This window comes from Lysobacter sp. cf310 (assembly GCF_900114355.1).
Taxonomy (GTDB): Bacteria; Pseudomonadota; Gammaproteobacteria; order Xanthomonadales; family Xanthomonadaceae; genus Lysobacter.
This window is the reverse complement of the sequence record NZ_FOSS01000003.1, coordinates 53,241-74,239: the sequence shown is the minus strand read 5'-3', so window position 1 is coordinate 74,239 and position 20,999 is coordinate 53,241. Positions and strand designations below refer to the sequence as shown.

Sequence of the window (20,999 nt, the reverse complement as noted above, 5' to 3'; positions counted from 1 at the left end):
CGCGCCCAGTGGCGTCAGACCGCGTCCGACAACGAAGTGAAGGTGAAATCGCGCAGCTTCATCGGCGGAATCATCATCACGAACGAGGACTCGTCGCCGGCCACGCGCACCGGCTTGCCGAGTTCTTCGATGTTGTTGAGCATGATCACCGGCGATTCGTTGAAGCGGAAATTCTTCACCGGGTGCTTGATCACGCCGTTCTCGATGTAGAAGGTGCCGTCGCGGGTCAGGCCGGTCAGCAGCACGGTCTGCGGATCGACCAGGCGGATGTACCAGGTGCGGGTGACCAGGATGCCCTTCTGGGTGCCCTTGATCAGGTCCGCGGTGGACTTGTCGCCGCCGGCCATCAGCAGGTTGCCGGGCGTGCCGACCGCGCGCTTGCCCTGCTTCTTGGCCCAGTAGCGCGAGTAGCGCAGCGCCGCGATCTTGCCGTTCTCGACCACTGCCATCTTCTCGCGCGGCAGGCCCTCGCCGTCCCAGGGCATGACCGCGGCGCGATCGTCCCAAGGGTCGGCGACGATGTTCACGCGCGGGTCGTAGACCTGTTCGCCGAGCTTGTTGCCGCCGCCCTTCTTGGACAGGAAGCTGCGGCCTTCGTCGGCCTGGCGGGCGTCGAAGAAATTCATCATGAACGAGATCAGGCCGGCGGCCGCGGCCGGTTCCAGGATCACCGTGTACTTGCCCGGCTCCAGCGCCTTGGCCTCGGCCGATTCGGTGGCCTTGCGCATCGCGGTGCGCACGTCGCTGTCGACCTTGAAGTCGTCGGCGCTCTTGAGGTTGCGGCCGACCCAGCCCGAGCCGCGGCCGTCGTCGGTGCGCACGGTGCAGGTGTAGTCGAAGTTGGTGGCGCGCTGATAGCCGAAATTGCCCTTGCTGTTGGCGAAGGCGACGAAGCTCTGACCGTCCTCGAGGAAACCGGCGGCGGTCAGCTTGTCGGCGCGGCAGGGCGCGATCGAATCGGAGGCGACCTTGGCGCGGTACTCGGGCGTGATCGCGGCGGTGGCTTCGCTGAAGGTGTTGCTGGGCTTGTAGGTTTGTTTCTCGATCGCCGGCATGAACTCGGGGTTCTCCGGGGCCAGGCGCGCCAGATCCTCGGCGCGGCGCACCACGCGCTCGAGCGCGGCGTCGTCGAACTCGTTGATCGTGGCCACGCCGACGCGGTTGCCGAATGCGACCTGGACCGCCAGATCGGCGTCGTCGACGATGCCGCTGGTGGAGACGTTATTGAGCGCGAAACGGATGTTGCCGTTGATCGAGCCGCTCAGCGTGGCCGTGCATTCGTCGGCCTTGGACAGCTTGACGACCTTCTCCAGCAGGGTCCGGGCTTCGGCTTCGGTAAAGATACTCATCGTGGATTCTCCTGGCGTCGCTTAGCCGAGCTTGCGGGCGGTGTTGATGACGTTGATGCCGTTGAAGCGCGCCGTGCTCGAACCGTGCGAGACCGCCGACACCTGGCCCGGCTGGCCCTTGCCGTCGAAGAACGAGCCGCCGAGGCGGTAGTCGCTGTCGTCGCAGACGGCGGTGCAGGCGTTCCAGAACTCCGGCGTGCGGATCTGGTAGGCCACGTCCTCGAGCATGCCGGTGATCTTGCCGTTCTTGATCTCGTAGAACAGCTGGCCGCCGAACTGGGCGTTGTAGCGCTGCTGGTCGATCGAGAACGAACCGTCGCCGATGATGTAGATGCCGTTCTCGACGTCCTTGATCATGTCGGCGACGCTGAGCTTGTTCTTGCCCGGCGCCAGCGAGACGTTGGCCATGCGCTGGAACTGCACGCTGGACCAGCTGTCGGCATAGCAGCAGCCGTCGGACTCGGTCTTGCCGACGATATGGGCCTGGTCGCGGATGGTCTGGTAGTCGACCAGGGTGCCGTCCTTGACCAGGTTCCAACGCTTGGTCTTGACGCCCTCGTCGTCGTAGCCGACCGCGCCGAGGCTGCCGACCTGGGTCTTGTCGGCGAACAGGGTGACGTTGTCGCTGCCGTAGCGGAACTTGTCCTTGAGCTTGTCCAGGGTGGCGAAGCTGGTGCCGGCGTAGTTGGCTTCGTAGCCGAGCACGCGGTCCAGTTCCAGCGGGTGGCCGACCGACTCGTGGATGGTCAGCCAGGTGTGCGAGGGGTCCAGCACCAGGTCGTACTTGCCCGGCTTCACCGAGGGCGCGGTCAGCTTCTCGCGCGCCTGCTTGGCCGAGGCCACGGCGTCCTCGAGCATGTCGTAGGAGTCGCTGTAGTTGACCACGCCGTTGGGCGAGACCACCTTGCCCGAGGCGGCGCCGTCGAGGTACTCGAAGCCCATGCCCATCGGCGAGGACAGGCCGTCGCGGGTGCGGAACTTGCCGCTGGCCTTGTCGATCGCGGTCACCGTCATCGGCGCCCAGATCCGGTGCACGTCCTGATCGATGTAGGAGCCGTCGGTGGACGCGAAGTATTTCTGCTCGTTGACCAGGAACAGCATCGAGTTGACGAAGTCGGCGCCGGCCTTGACCGCCGCGGCGTTCACGCCCAGCAGCAGGTCGACCTTGTCCTTGAGCGGAACTTCCATCGAGTTCTTCTTGATCGGCGTCTTCCACGACACCTCGCCCACGCCCGGCGCCTTGGCCAGCTGCACCGGCGCGGTCTGGCTCTTGGCGTTGGCGCGCGCGATCGCGGCGGCCTGCTGCGCGGCCTTGACCACGCCCTCGTTGGTGAGGCGGTTGGTGGCGGCGAAGCCCCAGGCGCCGTTGACCAGCACGCGCACGCCGATGCCGGTGGACTCGGTGTTGACCACGTTCTGGACCTTGTCCTCGCGCGTGATCACGAACTGGCGCAGGTAGCGCCCGATGCGCACGTCGCAGTAGGAGGCGCCGGCCTGGGTGGCCGCGCCCAGCGCGGCGTCGGCCAGCGCTTTCTTCTTGGCCACGTCCATCGGCGAAAGCAGCGCCTCGGCGGCGATGAGGTTGCCGTAGGGAACCATCAGCCCGGCCAATCCCAGGCCCGACATCGTCAGGAAATCTCGTCTGTCCACGTTGATTCTTCCGCCGTTGAGGCCCGCATGTCGACGTCGCCGTCCGCCATCGGGCGTGGATGAGAAGGGTCCGTCCGAATGTGCAGAGCCGCTAACCGGCGCGTCAAGTGCCGAGAGGCCCGGGTCATGCATGCGCGGCGCCAAGCTGGGACACGCATACGCACGGGCTTTGCGTAACTTGGCCGTAGCGCCATGGACATCGAGCGCGCCGCCTTACCCCGGGCTCGCGCGTTGCCGATGGGCGCGCGACGGCCCACGCGCTAAGCTAGCCGGATGCGATATTTCCGGCACTGCATCGACGGACAGTCCCGCGACCCTGCCAGCGGCCGCTGGATCGATGTCTACGATCCCGCCAATGCGCAGGCGTATGCAAAAGTCGCCGCCGGCGACGCCGCCGATGTCGAGGCCGCGATCGCAGCCGCCGTGCGGGCGCAACCGGCCTGGGCCGCCCTGCCCCATAGCGAGCGCGCACGCTGGCTGGAGAAGCTGGCCGATGCGCTGGAAGCGCGCCTGGAAGCGTTCGCGCAGGCCGAATCCGAAGACGCCGGCAAGCCGATCCGGCTGGCGCGCGAGGCCGAGATTCCGCGCGCGGTCGCCAACCTGCGCTTCTTCGCCCACGCCGCGACCCAGTTCGCCAGCGAATCCCACCACGGTCAGGCCGGACTCAATTACACCCTGCGGGCGCCGCTGGGCGTGGTCGCGACGATCTCGCCCTGGAACCTGCCGCTGTACCTGTTCACCTGGAAGATCGCCCCGGCCCTGGCCGCCGGCAACGCGGTGGTGGCCAAGCCCTCCGAGGTCACCCCGGCCACGGCGACCCTGCTGGGCGAACTCGCGATCGAGATCGGATTTCCGGCCGGCGTGCTCAACATCGTCCACGGCCTGGGGCCGGAGGTCGGCGAGCCGCTGGTGAATCACGACGCGGTGCGCGCGGTCTCGTTCACCGGCAGCACCGCGGTCGGCCAGCGCATCGCCGCGCTGGCCGCGCCGCGCCTGAAGAAGGTCTCGCTGGAACTGGGCGGCAAGAACCCGACCCTGGTGTTCGCCGACAGCGACTGGCGCGCCCAGCTCGACACCCTGGCGCGCTCGGCGTTCCAGAACTCGGGCCAGATCTGCCTGTGCGGCTCGCGCCTGCTGGTGGAGCGTTCGATCTACGCCGACGTGCGCGAGGCCATGGTCGAGCGCGCGCAGGCGCTGCGCGCGGGCGCGCCGGCGGACGAGACCACCACGCTGGGGCCGCTGGTGTCGCAGGCGCACTACGACAAGGTCCTGCGCGCGCTGGAGCGCGCGCGCGAGGAAGGCGGCCAGGTCTTGTGCGGCGGCCAGGCCCTGGAGCGCGCGGGCTGGTACGTGGCCCCGACCGTGATCGAAGGCCTGGGCCCGGACAGCATCAGCAACCGCGAGGAGATCTTCGGTCCCGTGGTCACCCTGCAACCCTTCGACGACGACAGTCACGCCCTGGCCCTGGCCAACGCCGGCGACTACGGCTTGTCGGCCTCGATCTGGACCCGCGACCTCAACCGCGCCCACCGCCTGGCCGCGCAGCTGCGCGTGGGCATGGTCTGGATCAACACCTGGCTGCAACGCGACCTGCGCACGCCGTTCGGCGGCGTCGGCGCGTCCGGCCTCGGCCGCGAAGGCGGCGTCGAGGCCATGCGTTTCTTCACCGACGCCAAGAACGTCGGTCTTCACCTGGGATAAGCGATGACGCAACTCGACGACCTGCTGCAGAAAAACCGCGAATGGTCCCAACGGATCAGCGCCGAGGACCCCGAGTTCTTCGCCAAGCTGTCGCGCCAGCAGGCGCCGGAGTACCTGTGGATCGGCTGCTCCGATTCGCGCGTGCCGGCCAACCAGATCATCGATCTCGCCCCCGGCGAAGTCTTCGTCCACCGCAACATCGCCAACGTGGTCGTGCACACCGACCTGAACTGCCTGTCGGTGATCCAGTTCGCGGTCGACGTGCTCAAGGTCAAGCACATCCTGGTGGTCGGCCACTACGGCTGCGGCGGCGTGCACGCCGCCCTGCACGGCCACCGCTACGGCCTGGTCGACAACTGGCTGCGCCACGTCACCGACGTCGCCGACAAGCACGTGTCCTGCATCAGCCACGCCCATCAGGACGAGCGCCACGACCGCCTGTGCGAGCTCAACGTGATCGAACAGGTGCAGAACGTGTGCCTGACCACGATCGTGCGCGACGCCTGGTCGCGCGGCCAGCCGCTGACCGTGCACGGCTGGGTCTACAGCCTGCGCAACGGCCGCGTCAACGACCTGGGCATGGACATCGAATCGCACGAGGAACTGCAATCGGCCTACGCCTCGGCGATCGCGCGCGTGCATTCCACCCACGGCGGTTCGCCGCGATGAGCGCGGCCGGCGACAGCATCCGCACCGACGCCGCGCCGCGCCCGGTGGGCCTGTATCCGCATGCGCGCCGGGTCGGCGAACTGCTGTTCCTGTCCGGCATCGGCCCGCGCGACCCGGCCGGCAACGGCATACCCGGCAACGTCCACGACGCCGACGGCCGCCTGATCGCCTACGACATCGGCCTGCAGTGCCGCGCGGTATTCGCCAATGTGCGCGCGGTGCTGGAGGCCAGCGGCGCGGGCTGGGACGACCTAGTCGACGTCACCGTCTACCTCACCGACATGGCCCGCGATTTCGCCGCCTACAACGCGGCCTGGGCCGAAGCCTTTCCCGACATCGACCGCGCGCCCTGCCGCACCACCCTGGGCATCACCGCGCTGCCGACCCCGATCGCGATCGAACTCAAATGCATCGCGCGCCTGACGCGCGCCGCGGAGTAAGCCATGCTGCCTGGACCGCTCAACCTGCAGGCCTGGATCGAGGAACACCGCCACCTGCTCAAGCCGCCGGTCGGCAACAAGACCATCTACGTCGACGATTTCATCGTCATGATCGTCGGCGGCCCCAACCAGCGCACCGACTACCACTGGGACGAGGGCGCGGAGTGGTTCTACCAGCTCGAGGGCGAGATGGTGCTGCGCATCCAGGAGGACGGCGCGGTGCGCGACATCCCGATCCGCGCCGGCGAGACCTTCCTGCTGCCGCCGCGCGTGCCGCACTCGCCGCAGCGCATGCCCGATTCGATCGGCCTGGTGATCGAACGCCGCCGCCGCCCCGACGAGGACGACGGCCTGATGTGGTTCTGCGAACGCTGCAACCACATGCTGTACGAAGAGTACTTCCACCTGCGCAACATCGAGACCGATTTCCCGCCGGTGTTCGAGCGTTTCTACGCCTCGCGCGAGCACCGCACCTGCAAGCAGTGCGGACATCTGAACCCGGCGCCCGCCAAGTACGTCATGCCGGATACCTGAGGCCGCATGCTCAAGATCGACACCCACGCCCATTACCTGCCGCGCGACTGGCCCGACCTGGCGCGCAAGTTCGGCGACGACCGTTTCCCGGTGATCCACCACACCGACGACGGCCGCCACCGCATCTACAAGGACGGCAAGTTCTTCCGCGAGATCTGGTCCAAGACCTGGGACCCGCAGGAACGCATCGACGACTACGCGCGTTTCGGCGTGCAGGTGCAGGTGATCAGCACCGTGCCGGTGATGTTCAGCTATTGGGCCAAGCCGCACCACGCGCTGGAGCTGCACCAGGCGCTCAACGACCACATGGCCGAGACCTGCCGCGCGCATCCGCGCCACTACGCAGGCATCGGCACGGTGCCGCTGCAATCGCCGCGGCTGGCGGTGCAGGAGCTGGAGCGCTGCATGGACCAGCTCGGCCTGCAGGGCGTGCAGATCGGCAGCCACGTCAACGACTGGAACCTGGACGCGCCGGAGCTGTTCGAGTTCTTCCAGGCCGCCAGCGACCTGGGCGCGGCGGTGCTGGTGCACCCCTGGGACATGATGGGCGCGGCCAGCATGCCCAAGTACTGGCTGCCCTGGCTGGTCGGCATGCCGGCGGAACAGTCGCGCGCGGCCTGCTGCCTGGTGTTCGGCGGCGTGCTCGAACGCCTGCCCAAGCTGAAGATCTGCATGGCCCACGGCGGCGGCAGCTTCCCCTACACCATCGGCCGCATCGAACACGGCTTCAACATGCGCCCCGACCTGGTCGCCACCGACAACCCGCGCAACCCGCGCGAGTACCTGGGCCGCATGTATTTCGATTCCTGGGTCGCCGATCCGCGCGCCCTGCAATACTTGCTCGACACCTGCGGCGTGTCGCGGGTGATGCTGGGCACCGACTATCCGTTCCCGCTGGGCGAACAGGAGCCCGGCGCCGGCATCGCCTCGCTGGCGCTGCCGGACGCGGATCAGGCGCGCCTGTACCACGGCACCGCCCTGGAATGGCTGGGCCTGCCCCTGGCGCGCTTCGCCTGAGCCCCGGCGATGCCGCACCTGACCGTGCAGTACACCGCCAATCTCGACGGCTACGACGCCGACGCGGCCCTGGCCGCGCTCAACCGCGCGCTCGCCGCCTGCGGCCATTTCGACGAGCTCGCGATCAAGAGCCGCGCCTGGGTGCTCGACCACTACCGTATCGGCACCGCCGACCGCGGCCGCGCCTTCGTGCACGCGCAACTCAAGATCCTGCCCGGCCGCAGCGAGGCCGTGCGCGGCGACCTGTCGGCGATCGTGCTCGACGCCCTGCGCCGCGGCCTGCCGCCGCATCATCCGTCCGTGCAGCTGTGCGTCGAAGTCGACGAGCTGTACGCGCCCGCCTACGCCAAGACCGTCCTAGACGCGAACCTGCCCTGAGTCCATGACCGACCTGTATTCCGAATCGCACGCGCTGGCGCTGGATGCCGCCGACCCCTTGCCGACCCTGCGCGAACAGTTCCTGCTGCCGCGCCACGGCGGATCCGAGCAGGCCTACTTCTGCGGCAACTCGCTGGGCCTGCAGCCGCGCGGTGCGCGCGCGCACGTGGAGGAAGTGCTGGACAAGTGGGCGCACGAAGCGGTCGAAGGCCACTTCACCGGTCAGGCCCAGTGGATGCCCTACCACGAGCTGGTGCGCGAGCCGCTGGCGCGCCTGGTCGGCGCCAAGCCCTCGGAAGTGGTGGCGATGAACTCGCTCACCGCCAACCTGCACCTGATGATGGTCAGCTTCTACCGGCCCACGCGCGAGCGCCCGGCGATCCTGATCGAAGCCGGCGCGTTTCCGTCCGACCGGCATGCGGTCGCCTCGCAGATCGGCTTCCACGGCTACGACTCGGCGGTCGACCTGATCGAACTGGAACCCGATCAGCCCGGCGGCACCTATTCGATGGCCGCGATCGAACGCGCGATCGTCGAGCACGGGCAGCGCCTGGCCCTGGTGCTGTGGCCCGGCGTCCAGTACCGCACGGGGCAGGCCTTCGATCTGGCCGCGATCGCGCGACTGGCGCGCGCGCAGGGCGCGGTCTGCGGCTTCGATCTCGCCCACGCCGTCGGCAACCTCGAACTCGCCCTGCACGACAGCGGCGTCGATTTCGCGGTGTGGTGCCATTACAAATATTTGAACGCAGGTCCGGGCGCGGTCGCCGGCTGCTTCGTGCACGAGCGTCACGCCCTCAGCGAGCGCCCGCGCTTCGCCGGCTGGTGGGGCCACGAAGCGGCCACGCGTTTCCGCATGGGCCCGCAGTTCGTGCCCACGCCCGGCGCCGAGGGCTGGCAGCTCAGCAATCCGCCGATCCTGGGCCTGGCCCCGCTGCGCGCCTCGCTGGACCTGTTCGACCGCGTCGGCATGCCGGCCTTGCGCGCGAAATCGCTGCGCCTGACCGGCTACCTGGAAGCGCTGATCCGCGACCGACTGTCCGAGACGTTGCAGATCGCCACGCCGGCCGATCCGGCCCAGCGCGGCTGCCAATTGTCGCTGCGCGTGATCGGCGGCCGCGGTCTCAGCGGCCGAGACGCCGGCCGCGCACTGTTCGACCACCTGGCCGCGAACGGCGTGCTCGGCGACTGGCGCGAACCCGACGTGATCCGGATCTCCCCGGCGCCGTTGTACAACACGCATGCGGATGTGCTGCGATTCGTGCGGGCGGTGGAAGCCTGGAGGAGCGCGTAACTTCGATTCGTCGTCCCCGCGAACGCGGGAAGGACGAATCGGTTTCTCAACTATTCCGCTGACCGATGAATCGCAACCAAGGGACTCTTCCTTGAACACACCCGCAACCGACAAGCACCTCACCATCATCGGCGCCGGCCTGGCCGGCGCGCTGCTGGCCACCCTGCTGGCGCGGCGCGGCTGGGACGTGGATGTGTACGAGAAGCGCGGCGATCCGCGCCTGAAGGGATACCAGGGCGGCCGCTCGATCAATCTGGCCCTGGCCGAGCGCGGCCTGCACGCGCTGCGCCTGGCCGGCGCCGATGCGGCGGTGATGGCGCAGGCGGTGATGATGCGCGGGCGCATGGTGCATTTCCTCGACGGGCGCACCGACCTGCAGCGCTACGGCCGCGACGACAGCGAGGTGATCTGGTCGGTGCACCGCGGCGAACTCAATCTGATCCTGCTGCAGATCGCCCAGGACGCCGGCGCGCGCCTGCATTTCCATCGCGGCCTGCAGTCGGTGGACTTCGATGCGCGGATCGCGCGCTTCCTCGACGAACGCGACGGCAGCCTGCACGAGACCGGCTTCGGCAGCCTGGTCGGCGCCGACGGCGCCGGCTCGGCGCTGCGCGCGGCGATGAACCGCGCCACCGACCTGGGCGAACGCACCGAATTCCTCGGCCACTCCTACAAGGAACTGGAGATTCCGCCCGCGCCCGACGGCGGCTTCAGCATCGAACCCAATGCGCTGCACATCTGGCCGCGCGGTCGCTACATGTGCATCGCCCTGCCCAACGACGAGCGCACCTTCACCGTCACCCTGTTCCTGCCCAACGAGGGCGAGCCCAGCTTCGCCAGCATCCGCGACGGCGCCCAGGCGCGCGCCTTGTTCGAACGCGACTTCGCCGATGCCCTGCCGCTGATCCCGAATCTGAAGCAGGATTTCGAACGCAACCCGGCCGGCCTGCTCGCCACCCTCTACCTGGAGCGCTGGCACCTGGACGAGCGTGCGGTGCTGCTGGGCGATGCCGCGCACGCGATGGTGCCGTTCCACGGCCAGGGCATGAACTGCGCCTTCGAGGACTGCGTGGCCCTGGCCCAGCAACTGGAGGACGGCGCCGACCGCGCCGCCGCGTTCGCCGCCTTCCAGGCCCAGCGCCTGCCGAACGCGCGCGCGATCCAGGCCATGGCGCTGGAGAATTACCTGGAGATGCGCGACCGCGTCGACGACGACGACTATCTGCTGCAGCGCGCCCTGGAGCGGCGCCTGGCCGAGCGCCATCCCGACCGCTTTATGCCGCGCTACGCCATGGTCACCTTCCACCGCATGCCCTACGCGGTCGCGTTCGAGCGCGGCAACCTGCAGCGCGAGCTGCTGGTGGAGCTGACCCGCGGCCACGACAGCCTGGACACCCTGGACTGGGACCACGTCGACGCCGCGGTACGCGCGCGGCTCTCGCCCCTGCCCGTGGACGACTGAACGCATGCCCGCGAGCTTCCTGTTCTACGACCTGGAGACCTACGGCGCCGATCCGCGCACGACCCGCATCGCCCAGTTCGCGGCGATGCGCACCGATGCCGATCTCAACGAGATCGAGGATCCGATCAGCGTCTTCGTCAAACCCGCCGACGATCTGCTGCCCTCGCCCACCGCCACCCTGATCACCGGCATCGCGCCGCAGGATGCCCTGCGCGAGGGCATGAGCGAGGCCGAAGCCTGCGCCCTCATCTACGACGAGATGGCGCGCCCGGAGACCTGCAGCCTGGGCTACAACTCGCTGCGCTTCGACGATGAGTTCGTGCGCTACAGCCTGTTCCGCAACTTCTACGACCCCTACGAGCGCGAGTGGCGCGGCGGCAATTCGCGCTGGGACCTGCTCGATGTGCTGCGACTGGCCCACGCCCTGCGCCCCGACGGCCTGATCTGGCCGCGGCGTGAGGACGGCCTGACCTCGTTCAAGCTGGAACACCTCGCCCTGGCCAACGACGTGCGCATCGGCGACGCCCACGAGGCGCTGTCGGACGTGCGCGCCCTGATCGGCCTGGCCCGCAAGTTCAAGGCCGCGCAGCCGCGTTTGTGGGACTACGCCCTGCGCCTGCGCGACAAGCGCTACGCCGCCAGTCTGCTCGACGTGGTCGGCATGAAACCGGTGCTGCACGTCTCGCAGCGTTTCCCGGCCAGCCGCCTGTGCGCGGCGGCGGTGCTGCCGATCGCGCGCCATCCGCGCATCGACAGCCGGGTGATCGTGTTCGACCTGGATCAGGAACCCGATGCCCTGCTCGGCCTGGACGCCGACGCGATCGCCGATCGTTTGTACACGCCCCTGGCCGATCTGCCCGAGGGCGAAACCCGGGTCGCGCTGAAGGAAGTGCAGACCAACCGCTGTCCGGCGCTGATCGCCTGGGACCATCTGCGCGAGCCCGACTTCGAGCGCCTGAAGATCGATCCGGCGGTGATCGAGCGCCGCGCCGCAGTGCTGCGCGCGGTCGGCCCGGCCCTGGCCGACAAGGTGCGCCGGGTCTACGGCGCCGAACGCGAACGCACGGCCGCCGACGCCGACGCCTCGCTCTACGACGGCTTCATCGGCGACGGCGACAAGCGTTTGTTCGCGCAGGTGCGCACCACCGCGCCGGCCGATTTGGGCGCCGCCAACTTCGGCTTCCGCGACGCGCGCCTGCCCGAACTGCTGTTCCGCTACCGTGCGCGCAACTGGCCCGACACCCTGTCGCCGGCCGAGCACGAGCGCTGGAACGACTACCGGCGTCGGCGCCTGTACCAGGATGCCGGCCTGGCCGAATACAACTTCGAGCGCTTCCACGCCGAACTGGCCGCGCTGCGCCACACCCATGCCGAGGACGGCACGCGCCTGGCCCTGCTCGACCGACTCGAGGCCTGGGGCCGCGACATCGACGCCGGCTTGGCGTGAAAGCCAGGAGTGAGCGGGGAGAAGTGAGGAGTGAGCGAAAGCGGTCAGCAGCTCGTTGCTCGCGGCTCATTTCTTGTCTTGAAGCGCATAGGGGTGAGCGGCGAGCCAAAGCGGGGTAATCTCGGGCTTACTTCTCACTTCTCCCCGCTCACTCCTCGCTCATGAGCCGCTATTTTTCCGACGCCAGCTTCAAGTTCCTGCGCGGCCTGGCGCGCCACAACGAACGTGAATGGTTCCAGGCCCACAAGGCCGAGTACGACGAGCAGGTGCGCGCGCCGTTCCAGCGCCTGCTCACCGACCTGCAGCCGGTGCTGGCCGGGGTCAGCGAGCACTACCGCGCCGAACCCAAGACCGTCGGCGGCTCGCTGTTCCGGATCCAGCGCGACACCCGCTTCGCCAACGACAAGACCCCGTACAAGACCTGGCAGGGTGCGCGCCTGTTCCACGAGCGCGGCCGTCAGGTCGAGGCGCCCTCGTTCTACCTGCACCTGCAGCCCGGCAACTGCTTCATCGCCGCCGGTCTGTGGCACCCGGAGCCGGACTCGCTGCGCCGGATCCGCCATTTCATCCTCGACAATCCGGGCAGTTGGAAGGCCGCGGCGCACGAGCCCAGGTTCCGCCGCCGTTTCGACCTGGACGAGGACGAGATGCTGGTGCGCATGCCGCGCGGTTTTCCCGACGACTTCGAGTTCGCCCACGACCTGCGCCGCAAGAATTTCGTGGCCCTGCGCGCGATCGACGACGAGGTGATGACCGGCCCGCGCCTGCTCAAGACACTGGAAACCGACTTGAGCGGGCTGGCGCCGTTCACCGACTACCTGTGCGCGGCGCTGGATCTGGAGTTCTGAGAACGGGCCCTGGGCGCGGCCCGCAGGCGACAGCGGCGGGCCTGGCCGCCACCGCTGACGCCGGCCTTGCCGCGTTTACGAGAAAGGACAGACCAGGTAGCTGATCTGCACGTCTTCGGTGGCGATGCCGCCGCTGGTCAAACGTCCCTTGCAGTCGCGTTGCGCCCAGCCCACGTGCTGACCGTCCTGGTAGTACTCGTGCACCTCGCCCACGTACACGGGCGGAATCGCCCAGGCCGCGGTCGCTACTGCGAGCAGCACCAATCCCAGCGCCCACATCGGTTTCTTGTTACGCATCGTTCGCTCCTTTCCGTGCGTCGGCCTCATTGCCGACGATGGGACCTTAGCCGCTCGCGCGGCGATCGCGCGCACGCCCTGGCGCAGCGCGCACCCGCTTCGACGCAAGACCGCGCACGGCCGGCATTCAGCACGCGCGGCCGCCACGGCGCTAAGCTGGGCCCTTCCCGCGCCCGGTAGGCCCGTATGAAGAAGTGGATCGCCCTCGTCGTCCTGGTGCTGCTGTTGCTGGTCGGCTACGTCGCCGCCGGCCCGTATCTGACCGTCAACGCGATCCGCAAGGCGGTGCAGGAGCAGGACACCGCCGCGCTGTCCAAGCACATCGATTTCCCGGCGCTGCGCCTGAGCCTGAAGGCCCAGCTCGAGGACTATCTGGTGCGCGAGGCCGGCGAGGATGTGCAGGCCAACCCCTTCGGCGCGATCGCGGTGCGCATCGCCAGCGGCGTCGCCGGCGGCGCGGTCGATGCGCTGGCCACGCCGGTCGGCATCGGCGCGGTGCTGGAAGGTCGCAACCTGTTCAACCGCCTGGGCGGCGGCGGGCGCGGCCAGGACAGCTATGCGCCGAACGTGCCTGCCGATCCGCTCAAGGACGCCAAGTACGGATTCGAGTCGCCGTCGCGCTTCACCGCCACGGTCGCCAACGCCGACGGCGAACCGGTGGTGTTCGTGCTGACCCGTTCCGGCCTGAGCTGGAAACTCAGCGACATCCGCCTGCCCTTCGGCGACGCCCCACCGAAGCCGCGCTGAGGCGGCGCACGCCTCAGCGGTTGGCCACGCCGTGCGGTACGTGGCCGGCGGCGACGTGGTCGCGCGCCGAGACGATGTTGTGCTCGGAATCGTCGAAGAAGATATCGGCGCCGAAGGCTTCCAGGAACGGTCCCTTGGCGCGGCCGCCGAGGAACAGCGCCTCGTCCAGGCGGATGCCCCATTCGCGCAGGGTGCGGATCACGCGCTCGTGCGCCGGCACCGAGCGCGCGGTGACCAGGGCGGTGCGGATCGGCGCGTCCGGGCCGATCGGGAACGCCGCCTGCAGGCGATGCAGGGCATCCAGGAAGCCGCGGAACGGCCCGCCCGACAACGGTTCGCCGGCGTGTTCGCGCTCGTGCTTGGCGAACGCGGCCAGGCCGCCCTCGCGCGACACGCGCTCGCCTTCGTCGTCGAAGATCACCGCGTCGCCGTCGAAGGCGATGCGCAGCTGATCGTGGCGCTGCTGCGGCGCCTTGGCCGGCAGCAAGGTGGCGGCGGCGACCCCGGCGCTGAGCGCGTTGCGCACGTCCTCGGCGTTGGCCGACAGGAACAGGTCGGCGCCGAAGGGCTTGATGTAGGGAAACGGCGGCGCGCCGTTGCTGAAGGCGGCGCGCTTGATCGACAGGCCGTGGTGGGCGATCGAATTGAAGATGCGCAGGCCGCTGTCGGCGGAGTTGCGCGAGATCAGGATCACCTCCACCCGCGGCGCCTCCGGCGGCGCGCCCTCGTTGAGCGCCAGCAGCTTGCGCACCAACGGGAAGGCGATGCCGGGCGCGAGCAGGTCGTCCTCGTGCTCGCGCTGGAAGCTGGCGTAGGCGTCGAGGCCTTCGCGTTCGAACAGCAAGTGGCTCTCCTCCATGTCGAACAGGGTTCGCGAGGAGATCGCTACGATCAGGGGGTCGGCGTCGCGGTCGGGCATGCGGCTATTGTGCCTCCTGCGGCGTCTCAACGCTTGCGACGGGGGCGACTGCACGACCGAGCAGCGGCCTGAGCCGCGATCCGAGTCGGCCCTCCGCGTGCCGACGCAGCCACCTCCCTCTGTGGGAGCGGCGTGAGCCGCGATCGCACAGCTCCATGAAGAGACGAACGCGGCTCACGCCGCTCCCACAGGAAGCCAGCGGCGCCACCTCAACCGCTGGTGAACTGCTCGATCAGCATGCGCTCTTCGAGGTTGTGTTCGGGGTCGAACAGCAGGGTCACGGTGCGATCCATCGACTCGCGGATCATCACCTCGACCACGTCGCGCACCTCGTGCGAATCGGCGGTGGCGCTGACCGGACGCTTGTAGGGATCGAGTACGCGGAAGCGCACTTCGGTGTCGGCCTTGAGCAGCGCGCCGCGCCAGCGGCGCGGGCGGAACGCGGCGATCGGGGTCAGCGCGATCACGCTGGAGCCCAGCGGCAGGATCGGGCCGTGGGCGGAGAAGTTGTAGGCGGTGCTGCCGGCCGGCGTCGCCACCAGCACGCCGTCGCAGATCAGCTCGTCCAGCCGGGTCTGGCCGTTGAGGTCGATGCGCAGGTGCGCGGCCTGGCGGGTCTGGCGCAGCAGCGAGACCTCGTTGTAGGCCAGCGAACCGACGGTGGCGCCGGATTCGGTCAGCGCGACCATCTCCAGCGGGCGCAGCACCGCGGGCTCGGCCGCGGCCAGGCGTTCGAGCAGGCCTTCGCCGTGCTGGTTCATCAGAAAACCGACCGTGCCCAGTTTCATGCCGTACACCGGCTTGCCGAGGCTGCCGTAGCGATGCAGGGTTTGCAGCATGAAGCCGTCGCCGCCCAGCGCGACCAGGATGTCGGCATCGGCCGGCTCGTGCTGTCCGTGCGATGCGATCAGCTCGGCGAGCGCGCGTTGCGCTTCGTCGATAGGACTGGCGAGGAAGGCGATGCGAGGCGTCGCGGTCATCGGCGGCTCCGAACGGATGGCGACCGCAGCATAACCCGCGCCAGCGGAAATGCCGATGACGGCGGATTCCGCAGGCAGGCGGAGGCAGTCAAGGCATCGGCGGGAAAACCGCGCCCCTCCCCCATCGGGAGAGGGGCGCGTGGATCAGCCGCGCGAGGCCAGCTGCGACAGACGCTGCACCGCGACCGAGGCGGTCGGGTAGTCCAGGGTCTTCTGCGCGGCCAGCTCGTTGAGCATGGCCAGGGTGAAACGCAGCGAGACGTCGTCGCGTTCCAGCCACTGCTTGACCTTGGCTTCGGCGCTGGCGCCCGGCATGGCCAGGACCTGGCCGACCAGGATGCGCTGCTGGGTGCCCAGCTCTTCACGCAGCACGCCGCGTGCGACCGCGTGCCAGCGGCCGTCGACGGTGAGCGCGTCGATCTGCTCCAGCAGCCACGGCAGGCGCAGCGCCTCGCCGAGACGGAAGTGGACCTTGGCCACGTCGACCGGCTTGAGCTTGCGCTCGCGCGCGACTTCGATCACGTCGCAGCTGGGCTCCAGGTAAGGCAGCGCCGCGAGCTGATCGGCCAATGCCACCGGCACGCCCTTGGCCTTCCAGTCGGCGAAGCTGGCCTCGTAGGCCGGCCGCTGACCGTCGCCGAGGATGCCCTTGCCGGCGCGGATGTCCTTGAAGCCGTCGTGGTAGCGCGCGACCGCGGTGGCGATGTCGGGAATCGCGCCCGGACGCGACAGCAACCAGCGCGTGAACGAACGCTGCAGGTTCCAGATCACCTGCAGGGCGTCGATCTGGGTGGACTCGGCGACCTTGCCGTCGAGCGCGTCGATCTGCGCCCACAGCTCGCGCGCGTCCAGCGTTTCGCGGGTGATGGTGAAGGCTTTGGCGACTTCGCCCGGGGTGCGGCCGCTGTCTTCCTGCATGCGCAGCAGGAAGGTCGCGCCCATGCGGTTGATGGTCGAGTTGGTGACCGCGGTGGCGATGATCTCGCGCTTCAGGCGGTGGTTCTCCATCGCCTTGGCGTACTTCTTCTGCAACGGCTCGGGGAAGTAGCGCACCAGTTCCTTGGACAGGTACGGATCCTCCGGCACGTCCGAATCCAGCAGCTGCTGGAACGCGACCAGCTTGGAGTAGGACAGCAGCACCGACAGTTCCGGACGGGTCAGGCCCAGGCCGCGCGCCTTGCGCTCGGCGATCTCGGCGTCGGACGGCAGGAACTCGATCTGGCGATCGAGCAGCCCCTGCGATTCCAGGGTACGGATGAAGTGCTGCTTGGAGCCCAGGCGCGACAGGCTCATCCGCTCCATCAGGCTGATCGCCTGGTTCTGGCGGTAGTTGTCGTTGAGCACCAGCTCGGCGACCTCGTCGGTCATCGAGGCCAGCAGCTTGTTGCGCTCGGGCAGGGTCAGTTTCTTGGTCTGGACCTGGCCGTTGAGCAGGATCTTGATGTTGACCTCGTGGTCCGAGGTGTCCACACCGGCCGAGTTGTCGATGAAGTCGGTGTTGAGCAGCACGCCGTGCAGCGCGGCCTCGATGCGGCCGAGCTGGGTCAGGCCCAGGTTGCCGCCCTCGCCCACCATCTTGCAGCGCAGCTCGTTGCCGTTGACGCGCAGGCCGTTGTTGGCGCGGTCGCCGACATCCAGGTTGGATTCGCTGCTGGACTTGACGTAGGTGCCGATACCGCCGTTCCACAGCAGGTCCACCGGCGCCTTCAGGATCGCGCTCATCAGCTCGGTCGGGCTCAGCGCGGCGACGCCGGCGTCGATGCCCAGCGCGGCCTTGATCTCCGGCGACAGCGGGATCGACTTGGCCGAACGCGGGTACACGCCGCCGCCCTTGCTGATCAGCTTCTTGTCGTAATCGTCCCAGCTCGAACGCGGCAGCTTGAACATGCGCTCGCGTTCCTTGAACGTCCTGGCCGCGTCCGGGTTCGGGTCGAGGAAGATGTGGCGGTGGTCGAACGCCGCCAGCAGGCGGATGTGCTGGCTCAGCAGCATGCCGTTGCCGAACACGTCGCCGGACATGTCGCCGATGCCGACCGTGGTGAAGTCCTGGGTCTGGCTGTCGCGGCCGAGGCTGCGGAAGTGGCGCTTGACCGACTCCCAGGCGCCCTTGGCGGTGATGCCCATGCCCTTGTGGTCGTAACCCACCGAGCCGCCCGAGGCGAAGGCGTCGTCGAGCCAGAAGCCGTGCTCGGCGGCGATGCCGTTGGCGATGTCGGAGAAGGTCGCGGTGCCCTTGTCGGCGGCCACCACCAAGTAGGGATCGTCGTTGTCGTGGCGGACCACATCGCGCGGCGGCACGATCTTGCCGTCGACGATGTTGTCGGTGATGTCGAGCAGGCCGTTGATGAACATCTTGTAGCAGGCGATGCCTTCGGCGAGCACGGCGTCGCGGTCGCCGCCGACCGGCGGACGCTTGGCGAAGAAGCCGCCCTTGGAGCCGACCGGCACGATCACGGTGTTCTTGACCATCTGCGCCTTGACCAGGCCCAGCACTTCGGTGCGGAAGTCCTCGCGACGGTCCGACCAGCGCAGGCCGCCGCGCGCGACCGGGCCGAAGCGCAGGTGCACGCCTTCCACGCGCGGCCCGTAGACGAAGATCTCGCGGTACGGACGCGGCTTGGGCAGGTCCGGCACCTGCGCCGAATCGAACTTGTAGCTGACGTAGCCGCGCTCGCCGCCGTTGGCCGGGCGCTGGTAGTAGCTGGTGCGCAGGGTGGCATCGATCACGCCGATGAAGCTGCGCAGGATGCGGTCCTCGTCGAGGCTGGCGACGCGGTCGAGCAGGCCCTTGAGGGTCGCGCGGGTCACGTCGACCTGCTGCTCGCGCTTGCCGTTGCGGGCTTCGATCACCGGCTGCAACGCCGCCAGCACGGCCGCGTCGCCGCCGGCCAGCACTTGCAGCTGCTGGCTCAGGCGCTCGATGCCGGCCTTGATCTCGGCCTTGCTTTCCTTGCCGGTGCAGGGATCGAAGCGGGCCTCGAACAGCTCGACCAGCAGACGCGCCAGCAGCGGATAGCGGAAGAAGGTTTCCTCGACGTAGCTCTGCGAGAACGGCACGCCGACCTGCAGCAGGTACTTGCAGTAGGCGCGCAGCATCGCGACCTGGCGCCAGGACAGGTTGGCGGCCAGGATCAGGCGGTTGAAGCCGTCGTTCTCGGCGTTGCCGCGCCAGATCTGGCCGAAGGCGTCTTCGAAGGTCTCGTCCAGGCGCGATACGTCGACGTCGGCGCCGACGGTTTCGACCTCGAAGTCCTGGATGTACAGCGGGGTGTCGCCGGCGACCAGGCGGTAGGGATGCTCGGAGATCACCCGCAGGCCCATGTTCTCCATCATCGGCAGCGCGTCCGACAGCGGGATGTCGTCGTGCTGTCGGTAAAACTTGAAGCGCAGACCACCCTCGCCGCTGCCGATGCGGCGCAGGTTGAGGCGCAGGTCGTCCGGGCCGCTGAGCGCGTCCAGGTGCTCGATGTCGTTGGCAGCGACCGCCGCGGAGACTTCATCGACGTAACCGGTCGGCAGCGCGCGACCGTACTGGTTGATCAGGGCCAGGCCGCGTTCCTCGCCGTGGCGGGCGACCAGGGCCTCGCGCAGCTCGTCGCGACGGTCGCGCACGATCTGGGCCAGCTCGGCCTCGATCGCGGCGTTGTCGATCTGGATCGCCTCGCCCGACTTCGGACGCACGATCAGGTGCAGCTGGGCCAGCGGCGATTCGCCGATCAGCACCGTGGTGTCGACCTGCTCGCCGTGCAGCATGCGCTTGAGCATGGCCTCGATGCGCAGGCGCACGTCGGTGTTGAAGCGGTCGCGCGGGATGTAGACCAGGCCGGAGAAGAAGCGGCCGTAACGGTCGCGGCGCAGGAACAGCTTGCTGCGCACGCGCTCCTGCAGGCCGAGGATGCCGGTGGAGGTGCGCAGCAGCTCCTCTTCGCCGGACTGGAACAGCTCGTCGCGCGGCAGGGTCTCGAGGATGTGGCGCAGGGCCTTGCCGCTGTGACTGTCGGAGGACAGGCCGGACTTCTCCATCACATAGGCGTGGCGCTGACGCACCAGCGGGATGTCCCAGGGGCGGCGGTTGTAGGCGCTGGAGGTGTACAGGCCGATGAAGCGCTCCTCGCGCACCGGCTTGCCGTCGGCGTCGAAGCTGAGCACGCCGATGTAGTCCATGTAGCCCGGACGGTGCACCGACGAACGCGCGTTGGTCTTGGTCAGGATGAGAGCGTCGACCGAGCCCGACTGCGGCATGTAATGCGCGGCCAGCGAGGTCAGCGGACGCGGCTTGCCCGCGTCCTGGCCGCGCAGCAGGCCCAGGCCGCTGTCCGGCACCGCGCACAGCACTTCCTGGCCGCCCTTCCTGGTGACTTCGTATTCGCGATAGCCCAGGAAGGTGAAATGGTTGTCGGCGGCCCAGCGCAGGAACTCCTGCGCCTCGCGGCGGCCGTCGTCGCTGACCGGCAGCTTGCGACCGCCCAGGGCGTCGGCGACTTCGCCCATCTTGTCGCGCATCTGCGCCCAGTCGCGCACAATCGCGCGCACGTCCTCGAGCACGGCTTCCAGCGCCTTCTGCACGCGCGGCATGGCCTCGACCGACTGGCGGTCGATTTCCAGGTGCATCAGCGACTCGGCCACGCCCTCGCCGACGGCGACGATCTTGCCGCTCTTGTCGCGGCGGAAGGTCACCACCGGGTGGCCCAGCACGTGCACGCCGATGCCCTGCTCGGCCAGGGTCATGGTGACCGAGTCGACCAGGAAGGGCATGTCGTCGTTGGCGATCTGCAGCACGGTGTGCGCCGATTCCCAACCGTGGGTCTTGATGGTCGGGTTGAACAGGCGCACCAGCGCCTTGCCGGTCTTGCGCGCGCGCGCGAATTCGAGGAAGTCGCTGGCCAGCGCGGCCCAGCCGTCGGCGCTGTGCTGCGGCAGCTCGTCGCCGCTCATGCGGCGGTAGAAGGCCTGGGCGAAGGCCTCGGCCTCGGCGTGGCGCGCCTTGGGCAGGCGCTTGCGCATCGCGGCGATGATGGGCTCGAGGGACACGGCGTCGCTCTTGGGCGCGGCGGGCTGGCTGACGGCTCGCTTGGCGACCGGCTTGGCGGCTGCGGCCTTGGAGGGCGCGGCCTTGGCGGATGCCGATTTCGAGGCGACGGTCGGTTTCGCGGCTTTGGGTTTGCTGCTCATGGGAACTTGGAGGTCCGATGGAATGAGGCCCACGCTCGCGCATGGGCCGTGAAGAGATTCAGATCGCTGGCGTGACGATGGGATGCAGGGCGACGCGT

17 protein-coding genes are annotated in these 20,999 nt (G+C 68.7%); 11 read left to right on the top strand and 6 right to left on the bottom strand.

Annotated elements, in window-relative coordinates; translation table 11 throughout:
• Positions 1-14: 14 nt before the first annotated feature.
• Complete coding sequence (locus tag BMZ45_RS11635; RefSeq protein WP_091636599.1) at positions 15-1,349, bottom strand: TldD/PmbA family protein; 1,335 nt, start codon at positions 1,347-1,349, stop codon at positions 15-17.
• Between the two features lie 21 nt (positions 1,350-1,370).
• A complete protein-coding gene (locus BMZ45_RS11630) occupies positions 1,371-2,999 on the bottom strand; it encodes a TldD/PmbA family protein (protein WP_175489048.1) in 1,629 nt (542 codons plus the stop codon).
• Between the two features lie 273 nt (positions 3,000-3,272).
• Between BMZ45_RS11630 and BMZ45_RS11625 the strand changes: the two genes are divergently transcribed.
• From BMZ45_RS11625 to BMZ45_RS11580, 10 genes are all read left to right on the top strand, one after another.
• Complete coding sequence (locus BMZ45_RS11625; RefSeq protein WP_091636596.1) at positions 3,273-4,700, top strand: aldehyde dehydrogenase; 1,428 nt, start codon at positions 3,273-3,275, stop codon at positions 4,698-4,700.
• Between the two features lie 3 nt (positions 4,701-4,703).
• Complete coding sequence (gene can / locus BMZ45_RS11620; RefSeq protein ID WP_091636593.1) at positions 4,704-5,369, top strand: carbonate dehydratase; 666 nt, start codon at positions 4,704-4,706, stop codon at positions 5,367-5,369.
• Entirely contained in the window at positions 5,366-5,809 is a 444-nt protein-coding gene (locus tag BMZ45_RS11615) for a RidA family protein (RefSeq protein ID WP_091636590.1), read from the top strand. The genes can and BMZ45_RS11615 overlap by 4 nt, the downstream gene beginning before the upstream one ends.
• 3 nt (positions 5,810-5,812) lie before the next feature.
• Positions 5,813-6,343: a 3-hydroxyanthranilate 3,4-dioxygenase gene (locus BMZ45_RS11610; protein WP_091636588.1), complete on the top strand. Its 531-nt coding sequence runs from the start codon at positions 5,813-5,815 to the stop codon at positions 6,341-6,343.
• A gap of 6 nt (positions 6,344-6,349) precedes the next feature.
• The gene (locus BMZ45_RS11605) at positions 6,350-7,360 is read left to right on the top strand and encodes an amidohydrolase family protein (protein ID WP_091636585.1); all 1,011 of its coding nucleotides are present in this window, start codon (positions 6,350-6,352) and stop codon (positions 7,358-7,360) included.
• A 9-nt stretch (positions 7,361-7,369) separates the two neighbouring features.
• Positions 7,370-7,738: a 5-carboxymethyl-2-hydroxymuconate Delta-isomerase gene (locus BMZ45_RS11600; RefSeq protein ID WP_091636582.1), complete on the top strand. Its 369-nt coding sequence runs from the start codon at positions 7,370-7,372 to the stop codon at positions 7,736-7,738.
• A gap of 4 nt (positions 7,739-7,742) precedes the next feature.
• Positions 7,743-9,029 carry a kynureninase gene (gene kynU / locus BMZ45_RS11595; protein WP_091636579.1) on the top strand — a complete coding sequence of 429 codons (1,287 nt, stop codon included), beginning with the start codon at positions 7,743-7,745 and terminating at the stop codon, positions 9,027-9,029.
• A 91-nt stretch (positions 9,030-9,120) separates the two neighbouring features.
• Positions 9,121-10,491, top strand: a complete 1,371-nt coding sequence (locus tag BMZ45_RS11590) for an FAD-dependent oxidoreductase (RefSeq protein ID WP_254776617.1) — start codon at positions 9,121-9,123, stop codon at positions 10,489-10,491.
• Positions 10,492-10,495: 4 nt separating this feature from the next.
• Positions 10,496-11,938 (top strand): exodeoxyribonuclease I, encoded by a 1,443-nt coding sequence (gene sbcB, locus BMZ45_RS11585; protein WP_091636576.1) that lies wholly within the window; start codon positions 10,496-10,498, stop codon positions 11,936-11,938.
• Positions 11,939-12,099: 161 nt separating this feature from the next.
• The gene (locus BMZ45_RS11580) at positions 12,100-12,786 is read left to right on the top strand and encodes a DUF2461 domain-containing protein (protein ID WP_091636574.1); all 687 of its coding nucleotides are present in this window, start codon (positions 12,100-12,102) and stop codon (positions 12,784-12,786) included.
• Positions 12,787-12,861: 75 nt separating this feature from the next.
• Here BMZ45_RS11580 and BMZ45_RS11575 read toward each other — a convergent pair whose 3' ends face one another.
• Positions 12,862-13,083: a hypothetical protein gene (locus BMZ45_RS11575; RefSeq protein ID WP_139215474.1), complete on the bottom strand. Its 222-nt coding sequence runs from the start codon at positions 13,081-13,083 to the stop codon at positions 12,862-12,864.
• A 186-nt stretch (positions 13,084-13,269) separates the two neighbouring features.
• Here BMZ45_RS11575 and BMZ45_RS11570 point away from each other — a divergent pair, with 186 nt between their 5' ends.
• Positions 13,270-13,830 carry a DUF2939 domain-containing protein gene (locus BMZ45_RS11570; protein WP_091636569.1) on the top strand — a complete coding sequence of 187 codons (561 nt, stop codon included), beginning with the start codon at positions 13,270-13,272 and terminating at the stop codon, positions 13,828-13,830.
• A 13-nt stretch (positions 13,831-13,843) separates the two neighbouring features.
• Here the strand turns inward: BMZ45_RS11570 and BMZ45_RS11565 are convergent, their stop codons facing one another.
• The 3 genes from BMZ45_RS11565 to BMZ45_RS11555 form a co-directional block, all read right to left on the bottom strand.
• Positions 13,844-14,749: a 5'-nucleotidase gene (locus tag BMZ45_RS11565; protein WP_091636566.1), complete on the bottom strand. Its 906-nt coding sequence runs from the start codon at positions 14,747-14,749 to the stop codon at positions 13,844-13,846.
• A 209-nt stretch (positions 14,750-14,958) separates the two neighbouring features.
• Positions 14,959-15,729 (bottom strand): NAD kinase, encoded by a 771-nt coding sequence (locus BMZ45_RS11560; protein WP_091636564.1) that lies wholly within the window; start codon positions 15,727-15,729, stop codon positions 14,959-14,961.
• A gap of 144 nt (positions 15,730-15,873) precedes the next feature.
• Positions 15,874-20,901: an NAD-glutamate dehydrogenase gene (locus tag BMZ45_RS11555; RefSeq protein WP_091636561.1), complete on the bottom strand. Its 5,028-nt coding sequence runs from the start codon at positions 20,899-20,901 to the stop codon at positions 15,874-15,876.
• Positions 20,902-20,999: the final 98 nt, after the last annotated feature.